This window comes from Variovorax sp. (assembly GCF_035634955.1).
In the GTDB taxonomy this organism is placed as follows: Bacteria; Pseudomonadota; Gammaproteobacteria; order Burkholderiales; family Burkholderiaceae_C; genus Variovorax.
Genome location: NZ_DASQBZ010000022.1, coordinates 165,724 through 178,058, shown reverse-complemented (window position 1 = coordinate 178,058; position 12,335 = coordinate 165,724). Strand labels below are relative to the sequence as shown.

Below are 12,335 nucleotides of genomic sequence, written 5' to 3'. Positions count from 1 at the left end.
GCCGCGCGCCTTTTCTTCGGGCGCAGCGTCGATCTCGTCGTACTTCTTGGCCATGCCGCCGAACTTGGACGACAGCACCGTCGCGATCGCCGCCGTCAGCGTGGTCTTGCCGTGGTCAACGTGACCGATCGTGCCCACGTTCACGTGCGGCTTGGTGCGCTCGAACTTGTCTTTTGCCATGTCATCGACTCCGAAAAAAACTGATCAGTACCAGGCATGCGGGGCGCGGCACCCCGGCTTCTCAAAAATTGTGGTGCCCATGGCGGGAATCGGACCCGCGACCTCTCCCTTACCAAGGGAGTGCTCTACCACTGAGCCACATGGGCGAATTTTCTCAGCACTGCCTCGTCCGCGACGGGCGCTCCAGCCAATGTGGAGCGGGAGACGGGAATCGAACCCGCGTCATCAGCTTGGAAGGCTGGGGTTCTACCATTGAACTACTCCCGCCTTGCCCGCGCAAATGCCCGGCAATGCTGCAAAATCCTCTGCAAACTTTCGCTGGTGGAGAGGGCTGGATTCGAACCAGCGTAGGTATAAACCGGCAGATTTACAGTCTGCTGCCATTAACCACTCGGCCACCTCTCCGGCGAACCTCGAAATATAGCACGCTTTGAGTGCGTCGGCCAGACCGGCCGATGCAAAAACCAACGAGTTCGTCGTCGCGCACCAATTTCTAGCCGGGCCAAATTATACAGGACCGCGGTCGGTGCGTGATTCCGGCTCGCTGCCGACGCCCTGCTGAAGCGCGCGATGCGCCCGCGCCTGCCCGAAATGGCCGCAGCCGATGAAGGGCACCGGCGGACGCATGGCCGACAGGGGCGACGGGTGATTGGCCGCCAGCACGCAGTGGCGGCTGGCGTCGATCAGGCTGCGCTTGCCCTGCGCATGGGCGCCCCAGAGCATGAAGACCACCGAGCGGTCGCTGGCGGCGACGTGGCGGAACACCGCGTCGGTCAGCGCCTCCCACCCGCGGCCTGCGTGGCTGGCCGGCTTGCCCTCCTCCACCGTCAGGCAGGTGTTGAGCAGCAGGACACCGTGGCGCGCCCACTTCACCAGGCTGCCGCCGGGATCGGGGAACGGCGGCGGCGCGACGCCCAGGTCGCGCTGCATTTCCTTGAAGATGTTGCGCAGCGACGGCGGCAGGGCCACGCCCGGCGCGACCGAGAACGCCAGGCCTTCGGCCTGACCGCGGCCGTGGTATGGGTCCTGGCCGAGGATGACGATGCGAACCGACTCCGGCGGCGTGAGTTCGAGCGCGCGCAGCGGCTCGGGCGGAAAGATCACGGCGCCGGCGTCCAGCCGCTGTCGCAGGAACTGCAGCAGACCGCGACCGGTGGCGCTGGCGAAGAATTCGTCGACCAGCGGCTGCCAGCCGGGAGCCACCGGCCACTGCGCCGGATCGGCGTGCATCAACTGGCTCGACTGGGCGCTCATGGAACGATCCTCGCGCAGGTCGCAGCGGCGCGGGCCATCGCGGGTGTGGCCGTCCGACGGCTCATTGGAAGAGCTGCGCCAGCGCCTCGCCCGGCTCCTGCGCGCGAATGAATGCTTCGCCGACCAGGAACGCATGCACGCCGGCCTGCCGCAGCCGCGCCACGTCTTCGCGTGTGGCGATGCCCGATTCGGTGACCAGCAGCCGCTCGGGCGGCACCTTGGCCTGCAGCGCGAGCGTGGTGTCGAGCGACACCTCGAAGGTGCGCAGGTTGCGGTTGTTCACCCCGATGAGCGGCGTCCTCAGGCGCAGGGCCCGCTCCATCTCGGCCTCGTCGTGCACTTCGACGAGGACCGCCATGCCGAGCCCGTGCGCGATGGCCTCGAAGTCCCGCAACTGCGCGTCGTCCAGGCAGGCAGCGATCAGCAGGACCGCGTCGGCGCCGATCGCGCGCGATTCATAGATCTGGTAGGCGTCGACCATGAAATCCTTGCGCAGCACCGGCAGTTCGCAGGAGGCGCGCGCGAGCTTCAGGTTGTCGATGCTGCCCTGGAAGAACTGGCGATCCGTCAGCACCGACAGGCAGGCCGCGCTCACGGTACCGTCGCCCACGGCGTAGCTTTGCGCGATGTCGGCCGGCTCGAAATCCTCCCGCAACACGCCCTTGCTCGGACTGGCCTTCTTCACCTCGGCAATGACGCCGGCCTGGCCGCGCTCGATCTTGCGGCGCAGCGCGCCGATGAAGTCGCGCGTGAGCACGCGCGACTCGGCGTCCTGGCGCATGAGTTCCGGCGCGACCCGCTTGCGCGCGGCAGCCACTTCCTCATGCTTGACGGCGACGATCTTGTTCAGGATATCCGACATGTTCAACCCTCCTGTCCCGCGCGCTGGCTGAAGTCGGCCAGTTGCTGCAGCTTGCGACGCGCCGCGCCGGAATCGATCGCCTCGCGCGCGCGCTCGACCCCTTGCGCCACCGACTCGGCCACGTCGGCCGCGAACAGCGCCGCGCCGGCGTTGAGCAGGACGATGTCGCGCGCCGGGCCGGCCTCGCCTTCGAGCACGCCGACCAGCAACGCCCTCGACTGCTCGGGCGTTTCCACCCGAAGCGCCCGGGTGCTGGCCATGGCGAAGCCGAAGTCCTCGGGGTGCATTTCGTACTCGCGGATCTCCCCGTTGCGCAATTCACCGACCATGGTGGCCGCACCCAGCGAGATTTCGTCCAGCCCGTCGCGGCCGTAGACCACCAGCGCATGCTCGGCGCCCAGACGCTGCAGTGCCCGCACCTGGATGCCCACCAGGTCCGCGTGGAACACGCCCATCAGGATATTGGGCGCGCCGGCCGGGTTGGTCAGCGGGCCCAGGATGTTGAAGATGGTCTTGATGCCCAGTTCCTTGCGCACGGGCGCGACGTTCTTCATGGCCGGATGGTGATTCGGCGCGAACATGAAGCCGATGCCGACCTCGGCCACGCAGGCGGCGATCTGCGCGGGCTTGAGGTTGATGTTGACGCCCAGCGCCTCCAGCACGTCCGCGCTGCCCGACTTGCTGCTCACGCTGCGCCCGCCGTGCTTGCTCACCTTGGCGCCGGCCGCGGCCGCCACGAACATCGAGCAGGTGGAGATGTTGAAGGTATGCGCGCCATCGCCGCCGGTGCCCACGATGTCCACCAGGTTGCGGGTGTCGGCCACCGGCACCTTGGTCGACACCTCGCGCATGACCTGCGCGGCGGCGGTGATCTCGCCGATGGTCTCCTTCTTGACGCGCAGGCCGGTGATGAAGGCGGCCATCAGCACGGGCGAGCATTCGCCGCTCATGATCAGCCGCATGATGTGCAGCATCTCGTCGTGAAACACCTCGCGGTGCTCGATGGTGCGCTGCAGCGCCTCTTGGGGAGTGATGGACATGGTGAGTCTCCGCGTGAAGATCCGGGGCCTGCGAACAGGCCTAGTGTGACGCCGGCGCCGCGGCGGGGGAATCCGCCAGCGCCAGCTTGAGGCCGAAGCCGATGAAGAGGAGGCCCGCGCCGCGCTCCAGCCAGCCCATGCCGCGCTGCACCGCGCCGACGCGCCGGGCCAGCCATGCCGCGGACAAGGCCCAGCCGAAGTTCACCCACAAGGCATTGAAGTTGAACAGCAGGCCGAGCGCCAGGAAGGCCAGCGAAGGATGCGCCGCGCCGGGCGCGATGAACTGCGGCACGAAGGCCAGGAAGAACAGCGCCACCTTCGGGTTGAGCGCATTGGTCCAGAAGCCGCGCCGGAACACCGTCCGCAGCGGCACGGCGTCCGCCGGGCCGGTGACCGCGCCCGCGCCCAGCACCGGCACGCCGGCCGGCGCACGGCTGAACAGCATCGCCAGCCCGACGTAGACGAGATAGGCCGCGCCGACCCACTTGAGCACGGTGAAGGCCGTGGCCGAGGCAGCGACCAGCGCACTCACGCCGACCGCCGCCGCCACGATGTGCACGCAGCATCCGGCCGTGATGCCCAGTGCCGCCACCATGCCCGCGCGTGCGCCTTGCCGCAGCCCCTGGCTGATGATGAAGAAGACATCCGGCCCCGGCGTCAGGTTGAGCAGCAGGCCGGCGGCGACGAACGCGAGAAGGTGGGACGTGTCGGGCATGGTTCGGCCTTTTGCCTCTTGTCCGCCCTTCAGGCCCCGAAGAAGCGCCGGATGGCGGCGACCGCCCGGTCCACGCCGGCCGCGTCCACGTCCAGGTGGGTGACGAAGCGCAGGCGGTACAGCCCGGTGGCCAGGATGCCCTGCGACTGCAGGTGCGCCAGCAACTCGGCACTGCGGTCGCGCGCGTCGTCCTCCAGGTCGGCGAAGACGATGTTGGTCTGCGGCGGCTCGACCTTCAGCCCCGCCACGCCCGCCAGGCCGTCGGCCAGGCGCCGCGCCAAGGCATGGTCCTCGGCCAGCCGGTCGACATGGTGCTCGAGCGCATGGCTGGCGGCCGCGGCCAGCAGCCCGGCCTGGCGCATGCCGCCGCCGGCCATCTTGCGGATGCGGTGGGCGCGGGCGATGAATGCGCGCGACCCGCACAGCGCCGAGCCGACCGGCGCGCCGAGGCCCTTGCTGAAGCACACCGACACGCTGTCGAAGCACTGGGCGATGCGACGCGCCTCGGCCCGGGCCGCGCCGCCGCAGGCCGCGGCCTGCGCCACCGCGGCGTTGAACAGGCGCGCGCCATCCAGGTGGCGTGCCAGCCCCTTGTCGGCAGCCAGCTGCGTGGCCGCCTGCACCTGCGCGAAGGGCAGCAGCTTGCCGCCCAGCGTGTTCTCCAGCGCCAGCAACCGCGTGCGGGCGAAATGGGCGTCGTCCGGCTTGATGGCCGCCTCGATGTCGGACAGCCGGAAGCTGCCGTCGGCCAGGTGTTCCAGCGGCTGCGGCTGCACGCTGCCGAAGACGGCCGCGCCGCCACCCTCCCAGCGGTAGCAATGCGCCTGCTGGCCGACGATGTACTCGTCGCCGCGCTGGCAGTGCGCCAGGATGCCGCACAGGTTGCTCTGCGTGCCGGTCGGCAGGAACAGCGCGGCCTCGAAGCCCAGCAGGTCGGCGATCTTCTGCTGTAGCGCGTTGACGCTGGGATCGGCGGCGAACACATCGTCGCCCAGTGGCGCCGCCATCATCGCCGCGCGCATCGCGGGCGTGGGTTGCGTCACCGTGTCGCTGCGCAGGTCGACGGTTGCCATGCTCACGCCTCCAGAAAGTTGCGGAGCATGGCGTGCCCGTGCTCGGTCAGGATCGATTCGGGATGGAACTGCACGCCCTCGATGCGCACTGCGTGCTCGAAGCCGGTGTGGCGCACCCCCATGATCTCGCCGTCGTCGGTCCAGGCGGTGATCGCCAGTTCTGCCGGGCAGCTCTCGCGCGCGATCGACAGCGAGTGGTAGCGGTTGACGGTGAAGCGCTCGGGCAGCCCGGCGAACACCCCCTCGCGCGTGGTCTGGATCTCGCTGGTCTTGCCGTGCATCAATTGCCGGGCCCGCACGATCTGCCCGCCGAAGGCCGCGCCGATCGACTGATGGCCCAGGCACACGCCCAGGATCGGCAGCTTGCCTGCGAAGGTTTCGATGGCCGGCACCGACACGCCGGCCTCGGCCGGCGAGCACGGCCCGGGCGAGATCACCAGGCGGCTCACGCCGGCGGCGATGCGCGCACCGATCTCGTCGAGCGTGATCTCGTCGTTGCGCACCGTCTCCACCTGCGCCCCGAGTTCGCCGAAATACTGCACCAGGTTGTAGGTGAAGGAGTCGTAGTTGTCGATCATCAGCAGCTTGTTCACAGCACCGCCTCGCTGGCAAAGGTTTTGCGGAAAGAGGCGCCGCAGGTCATGCCCACCGACAGCGCACCGGCATCGCCGGCATCGACGCGGGAACTCGGCACCAGGCCCGCGAGGGTGCCGCGGCGCCGGGCGCCATGCAAGGCATGTGCCTTGCGGCAGAAACGACTGAAGGGATTTCGGGGCATCGGCAATCTCCTGGGTTCTGGGAGCCGCCGTGCCGGAGAGCCATCTGCTTGACCTTGCCCACCGTCCCGGCGGCAAGGAGCGGTTCAGGACCGCAACAACGTGCCGCTTCCTACTGGAAGCGCCACCACCGAGCAACGTTGATCGAAACGGTACGGATCATCGACAGATTGAGGTTCAGCCCCGGCGACGCGCGCGATTCACACCCGTATTCACGGGCGGCCCGCGCCGGGCAACTGCATTTTGATCTTAGCACGCCCCTTGTGCGGATAGCATTGCGGCGTCGCGGCGTGCCGACTCGGACCGGCCTCAAGACCGGAGCGCCGACGAGAACGAAATCAGGGAGAAAACGGGATGCCGATCGAGTCCTTGCCTACGTCATGGCGGGTGGCGCCGCTCACGCTTCGGCCGCTGTTCGACGAGGCCAGGCGCCAAGGCATCGACGTCGAGGGCGTCTGCCAGGGTCTGGCCTTCACGCCGGGTGACCTCGACAACCCGCGCTTCTGCCTTCCTCACGACCGCGCCGTCGAAGCCGCCCGACGCGTCCTGTGCCTGACCGGGGACGCGTCATTGGGTGCTGTGTTGGGTGCGCGCACCAACCTCGCCAGCCGCGGCATCCTGGCGCTGGGGCTGATGGCGAGTTCGGCCCTGGGCGAAGCCGTCGACCTCGCGCTCCGGTATCCCCGCAGCGCCGGCTTCCTGCTGGCCGTGCGGCAGCAGGCGGCCGCTCCGGGCCGGCACGTCCTGCTGGCCGAGCCGCTTCCCAACTGCGCAGACGTCGCGGCGTTCCTCGCGGACAAGCTCCTGGTGGGCATGGTCAGCATCCTGCGGCACCTGGCGGGCGCCCACTACACGCCGCTGGCGATCGAGTTCGTCCATCGCCAGCCGGCACGCGCGCACCTGTTCGAGGACTTCGCGGGCTGCCCGGTGCGCTTCGGCTGCCGGCACAACCGGCTGATCTCCGAGGCGTCCTGGATGGCCGCCCCCATACCGACGGCGAATGCCAGGTCGTATCGGCTGGCCTGCCACCTGCTCGAGCAGGAGGAGCATTTCCTGCGAACCCGATGCCCCGTCGTCGAGGCTGCGGAAAGGATGATGCGCCACGCCCTGCCGTCGATGCCGACGCTCGCGGCGCTCGCAGCCGCCTTGAACCTGAGCGAACGGACATTCAGGCGCCGCCTGGCGGAGGCCGGGACCAACTACCACGCCCTGGCCGACGAGGTTCGCAAGGCGCGCGCACTGGAACTGATCACCGACGGCGGCATGACCATTTCCCGAACCGCGGCGGAAGCCGGCTTCGGCGACCTGCGCAGCTTCAGAAGAGCCTTCAAGCGCTGGACGGGCACCTGCCCGTCCGAAGCGTTCGCGCGCGATTGACGGCCGGTCAATGCCGGCCCGCGTCACCGGCATTGGCCGCTTCGCGCCGAAACTGGCCACTTCAACCCTCCAGACACCGCCTCTCGGGCCGAAAACAACAGCAAGCATTCCGGCGCATCCCGCCGCCGTGCGCTGCTCGCCAACCAGAGACTCGAAAGGCTTGTCATGTTCACCAACCTGAAGATATCCACCAAGCTCCTCGCGGCGTTCAGCGCCGTGATCCTCACCTTTGCGGTCGTCGGCGGCGTGTCGCTGTGGAGCGCCGCGAAGCTCGAGCGGGTCGAAGGGTGGAACACCCATAGCTACCAGGTCCTCGACGCTTCGAACAACATTCTCGCGAGCATGATCAACATGGAGACCGGCGCCCGCGGCTTCCTGCTCAGTGGCGACGAAAGCTTTCTCGCGCCGTGGCAAAGCGGCATCAAGGGGTTTCAAAGCGCATGGTCCAGGGCCAAGGAGTTGACGTCGGACAACGACGAACAGCAACGCCGCCTGGTCGGCATCGAGGCGCAGCATCAGAAGTTCGCGCGCGTGGCCGAGGGCTACATCGCCATGCGCCGGGAGGTCGACGCCGGGCAGCGCCAGTCGAGCGAGCTGATCGCCGAGTTCGTCAAGGCGCGCGACAAGGTGGCCATGGACGGGTTCCGCGGCCTGGAGGAGGAATTCTCCAAGTCCGAAAACGCGCTGCTGGCCGCTCGCACGCAAGCCTCCGCGGAGCAGCGCCGCCTGGTCCGCATCATCAACATCACCGGGTCGCTGCTGGCCGTCGCCATTGCCGCGGTGATGGGCCTGTGGGTGAGCCGGTCCATCACGCGGCCGATCCGTGAAGCGGTGACCGTGGCCGAGCGCGTCGCCGCGGGCGACCTGACGGTCAACGTATCCGCGTCTTCCGCCGACGAGACCGGGCAGTTGCTGCGGGCCCTGGACCGCATGGTCGACGGCCTGCGGCGCATCGTCGCGCAGGTGCGCGAGGGCAGCGACAGCATCGCCACCGGCTCTTCGCAGATTGCCGTCGGCAACGCCGACCTGAGCCAGCGCACGGAGGAGCAGGCCAGTGCGCTGCAGCAGACCGCCGCCACCATGGAGCAGCTGAACACGACCGTCGGCACCAACGCCGAATGCGCCAGGCAGGCCAGCAATCTGGCGCAGGACGCGGCCTCGGTCGCGGTGCAGGGGGGCGATGTCATGGGCAAGGTGGTCTCGACCATGCAAGGCATCAGCGAAGGCAGCCGCGAGGTCAGCGACATCACCAGCTTGATCGACGGCATCGCCTTCCAGACCAACATCCTCGCGCTGAATGCGGCGGTCGAGGCCGCCCGCGCCGGTGAGCAGGGACGCGGCTTCGCGGTGGTGGCCAGCGAGGTGCGCACGCTGGCGCGGCGCAGCGCCGACGCGGCCAAGGAGATCAAGACGCTGATCGGCAACAGCGGCGAGCAGGTCGAACGAGGCATGGTGCTGGTGGACCAGGCCGGCAAGACCATGAACGAGATCGTCAGGTCGATCGGGCGGGTGAACGAGATCGTGTCGGAGATCACCACGGCCAGCGTCGAGCAAAGCGCCGGCATCCAGCAGGTAGGCAACGCCGTCGACCAGATGGACCAGGTGACGCAGCAAAACGCGGCGCTGGTCGAGCAGAGCGCTGCCGCGGCGCAGAGCCTGAAGGAGCAGGCGCAGCAACTGGTGCAGGCGGTCGCCGTATTCAAGCTGTCGCAGCAGCAGCAGCAGTGGATCCCGGACGACGGCGCGCAGCTGCCGGCGCAGGCGAATATCCACCCGCGCGACGATGCGCGCATTGCCGCGATGGCTGCGCACTGACTAAGGCGGCAAGCTCACTCCAGTCCTTCCTCGACCAGTTCGGCCGCGCGCAGGATGGCCCGCGCCTTGGCCTCGGTCTCCTTCCACTCCAGTTCGGGCACCGAATCCGCCACCACGCCGGCCGCGGCCTGTACGTAGAGCGTCTGGTCCTTGACGATACCGGTGCGGATCGCGATCGCGACGTCCATGTCGCCGGCATAGCTGATGTAGCCGCAGGCGCCGCCGTACAGGCCGCGCTTGACCGGCTCGAGCTGGTCGATCAATTCCATCGCGTGCACCTTGGGCGCACCGGTCAGCGTGCCGGCCGGGAACGTGGCGCGCAGCACGTCGATGGCGGTCATGCCGTCTTCGAGCGTGCCCTCGACGTTGCTCACGATGTGCATGACGTGGCTGTAGCGCTCCACGGCGAAGGCCTCGGTCACCTTGACCGTGCCGGTCTTGGCGATGCGGCCGATGTCGTTGCGCGCCAGGTCAATCAGCATGACGTGCTCGGCGCGCTCCTTCGGGTCGTTGACCAGTTCCTGCTCGGCCGCCTTGTCCAGCTCGGGCGAAGCGCCGCGCGGCCGGGTGCCGGCCAGCGGGCGGATAGTGATCTTCTGCTCGCCTTCGGGCGTGTTCTCCTGGCGCACCAGGATCTCCGGCGACGCGCCCACGACGTGAAAATCGCCCAGGTTGTAGAAATACATGTAGGGCGACGGATTGAGCGAACGCAGCGCGCGATACAGCGACAGCGGCGACTCGGTATAGCGCTTGCTGATGCGCTGGCCCACCTGCACCTGCATGAAGTCGCCCGCGGCAATCAGCTCCTTGGCGCGTTCCACCGCGGCGAGGTAGTCGGCCTTGGCAAAGCTGCGCTGCGGTGGATGCGCCTCGGACGGCCGCACCACCGGCGCGCTGACCGAATACTTGAGCAGGTCGCGCAACTCCCGCAGGCGCCGCTTGGCCTTGCCATAGGCCTCAGGCTGCGAGGGGTCGGCGTAGACGATCAGGTACAGCTTGCCCGACAGGTTGTCGATGACCGCGAGTTCCTCGCACTGCAGCAGCAGGATGTCCGGGCAGCCCAGGTTGTCGGGCGGACAGGTCTTTTCCAGCTTGCGCTCGATGTGGCGAACCGTGTCGTAGCCGAAGTAGCCAGCCAGCCCGCCGCAGAAACGCGGCAGTCCCGGGCGCAGCGCGACCTTGAAGCGCCGCTGGTAGGCGGCAACGAAATCCAGCGGATTGCCCTTGGCGCTTTCGACCACGCGGCCGTCGGTCACGACCTCCGTCACGGCCTCTTCGCCGAAGCCGCTGGCGCGCAGCAGGGTGCGGGCCGGCAGGCCGATGAAGCTGTAGCGGCCGAAACGCTCGCCGCCGACGACCGACTCCAGCAGGAAACTGAAGCGTCCGCCGTCCTTGGCATTGGCCAGCTTCAGGTACAGCGACAACGGGGTTTCGAGGTCGGCGAACGCCTCGACCATGAGCGGAATGCGGTTGAAGCCCTGGCTGCTCAGGCTCTTGAATTCGAGTTCGGTGATCACGGGTGCTCTCCATGGGCCGGGCGGCGCACGTTGGCCGGCGGCAGATCATTCACAGGTTTGGCCGGGTTCCGGAAGCGGAACGTCGGGCCACGGGGGCGCGGCAGCAGGCCGCGCGGGTCAGGCAGACAGCGACTTTGGCGTACGCCAGGGCCAGGCTCCCCGGCCTCGACCTGTCTGGATGACGTGATGAATGAACATGGAAGCGTGAGTTTATACGAGTGGCAACGTGAATACATATTGATACATTCACCCCGTCCGCACCATTTCGCGGTTTTGTTCCGGAGACACCCATGAATCGCCTTTTCCGCTGGTTCGCCTGCGGCGCCCTGTTCGCCGCGCTCGGCCAGGCCGGCGCCGCCACCCTCGACCTGGCCGGCGTCCAGATCGACGACAGCCTCAGCCTGGGCGGAACCACCCTGCAACTCAACGGCGCGGGCTATCGCTACAAGGCCGTGTTCCGCGTCTACACCGCCAGCCTCTACCTCAACCGCAAGGCCCGCAGCACCGACGAAGTCCTGGCGGCGCCGGGGCCCAAGCGCATGTCCATCACCATGCTGCGGGACATCGACGCCAACGAGCTGGGCAAGCTCTTCACCCGCGGGGTGGAGGACAACTCGCCCAAGAGCGAAATGTCGCGCCTGATCCCCGGGTTGCTGCGCATGGGCAACCTGTTCGCCGAGAAGAAGTACCTCAAGGCGGGCGACTCCTTCACTGTCGACTGGATCCCCGGCCAGGGCACGCTGATCGCCATCAACGGGCAGCAGCAGGGAGAGCCCGTGCGCGAGCAGGCCTTCTTCAATGCACTGATGCGCATCTGGCTCGGCCCGGCGCCAGCCGACTTCCAGCTCAAGGACGCCCTGCTCGGACTGGCCGGCTCCTGAGCCGGGGCGCGCTCGCGCCGGCGCAGGCGCAGGCGCTCAGGTGCCCGCAAGCAGCGCCGGCGGCAAGTCGGCGAGCGAGTCGAGCCAACCGTCTGCGTCCACCTCGTCGATCGACTCGCCGTGGTTGTAGCCGTAGCTCATCAGCACCACCGGGCAGCCGGCGGCGCGCGCGGCCTGGGCGTCGTTGCTCGAGTCGCCCACCATCAGCGTGCGCCCGCGCATGAAGCCCAGCGCCTCGCAAGTCTTGACCAGGGGGAGCGGATCGGGCTTCTTGCGTTCGAAGGCGTCGCCGCCGAAGACCAGGTCGAAGTGGCGCGCCAGCCCCTTGGACGCCAGCAGCGGCCCGGCGAACGCGCCCGGCTTGTTGGTCAGGCAGGCCAGCCGCAGGCCTGCCGCCCGCAGCGCTGCCAGGCCCTGCGCCACACCGGGATAGACGGTCGAGTGCTGTCCGTTGACGGCCAGATAGTGGCGCGAATACCGCTCCCACGCCTCCCGTGCCAGCGCTTCGTCCGGCGCCCGCCCGCCGCGCACGCGCTGCAGCACCGAGCGGATGAGGTGTTCCGAGCCCTTGCCCACCATGTTTCTGATCTGCGCCCGCGTGATCGCGGGCAGCGCCATCTCCCGAAGCATGCCGTTGAGGGCCACTTCGAAGTCGCCCAGCGTATCGACCATGGTGCCGTCGAGATCGACGATCACGGCATCCAGGTCGGACAGGGCCAGCGATGGCAGGAGGCGGGACATGGGCGGACTTCCTTTCCGGCAGGCGCGATGAAACGCCGGATTGTCCACGCCCCGGCCCCGGACACGAAGTTCAGAACAGGACACGATCATCAAGTACGATGAAC

General features: G+C 68.3%; 13 protein-coding genes and 3 tRNA genes. 3 read left to right on the top strand and 13 right to left on the bottom strand.

Features of this window, described 5'->3' with window-relative positions:
• The 11 genes from VES41_RS12950 to VES41_RS12900 all read right to left on the bottom strand — a co-directional run.
• Positions 1–180: GTP-binding protein (locus VES41_RS12950; protein ID WP_324817430.1), on the bottom strand; the 180-nt coding region annotated here is incomplete at its 3' end.
• Between the two features lie 71 nt (positions 181–251).
• Positions 252–326: transfer RNA gene (locus VES41_RS12945), tRNA-Thr, on the bottom strand.
• A gap of 47 nt (positions 327–373) precedes the next feature.
• Positions 374–447 (bottom strand) — tRNA-Gly (locus VES41_RS12940).
• A 52-nt stretch (positions 448–499) separates the two neighbouring features.
• Positions 500–585 (bottom strand) — tRNA-Tyr (locus tag VES41_RS12935).
• Between the two features lie 102 nt (positions 586–687).
• Positions 688–1,434, bottom strand: coding sequence for a uracil-DNA glycosylase (locus VES41_RS12930; RefSeq protein ID WP_324817427.1), 747 nt, complete (start codon positions 1,432–1,434; stop codon positions 688–690).
• A 61-nt stretch (positions 1,435–1,495) separates the two neighbouring features.
• On the bottom strand, positions 1,496–2,296 hold the full coding sequence (trpC, locus tag VES41_RS12925; RefSeq protein WP_324817426.1) for an indole-3-glycerol phosphate synthase TrpC: 801 nt from the start codon (positions 2,294–2,296) through the stop codon (positions 1,496–1,498).
• A gap of 2 nt (positions 2,297–2,298) precedes the next feature.
• Entirely contained in the window at positions 2,299–3,336 is a 1,038-nt protein-coding gene (trpD, locus tag VES41_RS12920) for an anthranilate phosphoribosyltransferase (protein ID WP_324817423.1), read from the bottom strand.
• Between the two features lie 40 nt (positions 3,337–3,376).
• Positions 3,377–4,051, bottom strand: a complete 675-nt coding sequence (locus VES41_RS12915) for a LysE family translocator (RefSeq protein ID WP_324817421.1) — start codon at positions 4,049–4,051, stop codon at positions 3,377–3,379.
• A gap of 29 nt (positions 4,052–4,080) precedes the next feature.
• Positions 4,081–5,124, bottom strand: coding sequence for a low-specificity L-threonine aldolase (ltaE, locus tag VES41_RS12910; RefSeq protein ID WP_324817419.1), 1,044 nt, complete (start codon positions 5,122–5,124; stop codon positions 4,081–4,083).
• Positions 5,125–5,126: 2 nt separating this feature from the next.
• On the bottom strand, positions 5,127–5,702 hold the full coding sequence (locus VES41_RS12905) for an aminodeoxychorismate/anthranilate synthase component II (RefSeq protein ID WP_324817453.1): 576 nt from the start codon (positions 5,700–5,702) through the stop codon (positions 5,127–5,129).
• Between the two features lie 11 nt (positions 5,703–5,713).
• Positions 5,714–5,902 carry a hypothetical protein gene (locus VES41_RS12900; protein ID WP_324817417.1) on the bottom strand — a complete coding sequence of 63 codons (189 nt, stop codon included), beginning with the start codon at positions 5,900–5,902 and terminating at the stop codon, positions 5,714–5,716.
• A 352-nt stretch (positions 5,903–6,254) separates the two neighbouring features.
• Between VES41_RS12900 and VES41_RS12895 the strand changes: the two genes are divergently transcribed.
• Positions 6,255–7,277: an AraC family transcriptional regulator gene (locus tag VES41_RS12895; RefSeq protein WP_324817414.1), complete on the top strand. Its 1,023-nt coding sequence runs from the start codon at positions 6,255–6,257 to the stop codon at positions 7,275–7,277.
• Positions 7,278–7,442: 165 nt separating this feature from the next.
• Positions 7,443–9,092 (top strand): methyl-accepting chemotaxis protein, encoded by a 1,650-nt coding sequence (locus tag VES41_RS12890; protein WP_324817412.1) that lies wholly within the window; start codon positions 7,443–7,445, stop codon positions 9,090–9,092.
• A 14-nt stretch (positions 9,093–9,106) separates the two neighbouring features.
• Here VES41_RS12890 and trpE read toward each other — a convergent pair whose 3' ends face one another.
• Positions 9,107–10,609, bottom strand: coding sequence for an anthranilate synthase component I (gene trpE / locus VES41_RS12885; RefSeq protein WP_324817409.1), 1,503 nt, complete (start codon positions 10,607–10,609; stop codon positions 9,107–9,109).
• A 290-nt stretch (positions 10,610–10,899) separates the two neighbouring features.
• Here trpE and VES41_RS12880 point away from each other — a divergent pair, with 290 nt between their 5' ends.
• Entirely contained in the window at positions 10,900–11,490 is a 591-nt protein-coding gene (locus VES41_RS12880; protein ID WP_324817406.1) for a chalcone isomerase family protein, read from the top strand.
• A gap of 36 nt (positions 11,491–11,526) precedes the next feature.
• On the opposite strand, the gene VES41_RS12875 is transcribed toward VES41_RS12880, so the two are convergent.
• The gene (locus tag VES41_RS12875) at positions 11,527–12,231 is read right to left on the bottom strand and encodes a phosphoglycolate phosphatase (protein WP_324817402.1); all 705 of its coding nucleotides are present in this window, start codon (positions 12,229–12,231) and stop codon (positions 11,527–11,529) included.
• Positions 12,232–12,335 lie beyond the last annotated feature (104 nt).

Coding starts and splice junctions, on each gene's coding strand:
- VES41_RS12930 (WP_324817427.1), bottom strand. CDS start 1,434: ATGAGCGCCCAGTCGAGCCAGTTGATGCACGCCGATCCGGCGCAGTGG.
- trpC (WP_324817426.1), bottom strand. CDS start 2,296: ATGTCGGATATCCTGAACAAGATCGTCGCCGTCAAGCATGAGGAAGTG.
- trpD (WP_324817423.1), bottom strand. CDS start 3,336: ATGTCCATCACTCCCCAAGAGGCGCTGCAGCGCACCATCGAGCACCGC.
- VES41_RS12915 (WP_324817421.1), bottom strand. CDS start 4,051: ATGCCCGACACGTCCCACCTTCTCGCGTTCGTCGCCGCCGGCCTGCTG.
- ltaE (WP_324817419.1), bottom strand. CDS start 5,124: ATGGCAACCGTCGACCTGCGCAGCGACACGGTGACGCAACCCACGCCC.
- VES41_RS12905 (WP_324817453.1), bottom strand. CDS start 5,702: ATGATCGACAACTACGACTCCTTCACCTACAACCTGGTGCAGTATTTC.
- VES41_RS12900 (WP_324817417.1), bottom strand. CDS start 5,902: ATGCCCCGAAATCCCTTCAGTCGTTTCTGCCGCAAGGCACATGCCTTG.
- VES41_RS12895 (WP_324817414.1), top strand. CDS start 6,255: ATGCCGATCGAGTCCTTGCCTACGTCATGGCGGGTGGCGCCGCTCACG.
- VES41_RS12890 (WP_324817412.1), top strand. CDS start 7,443: ATGTTCACCAACCTGAAGATATCCACCAAGCTCCTCGCGGCGTTCAGC.
- VES41_RS12880 (WP_324817406.1), top strand. CDS start 10,900: ATGAATCGCCTTTTCCGCTGGTTCGCCTGCGGCGCCCTGTTCGCCGCG.
- VES41_RS12875 (WP_324817402.1), bottom strand. CDS start 12,231: ATGTCCCGCCTCCTGCCATCGCTGGCCCTGTCCGACCTGGATGCCGTG.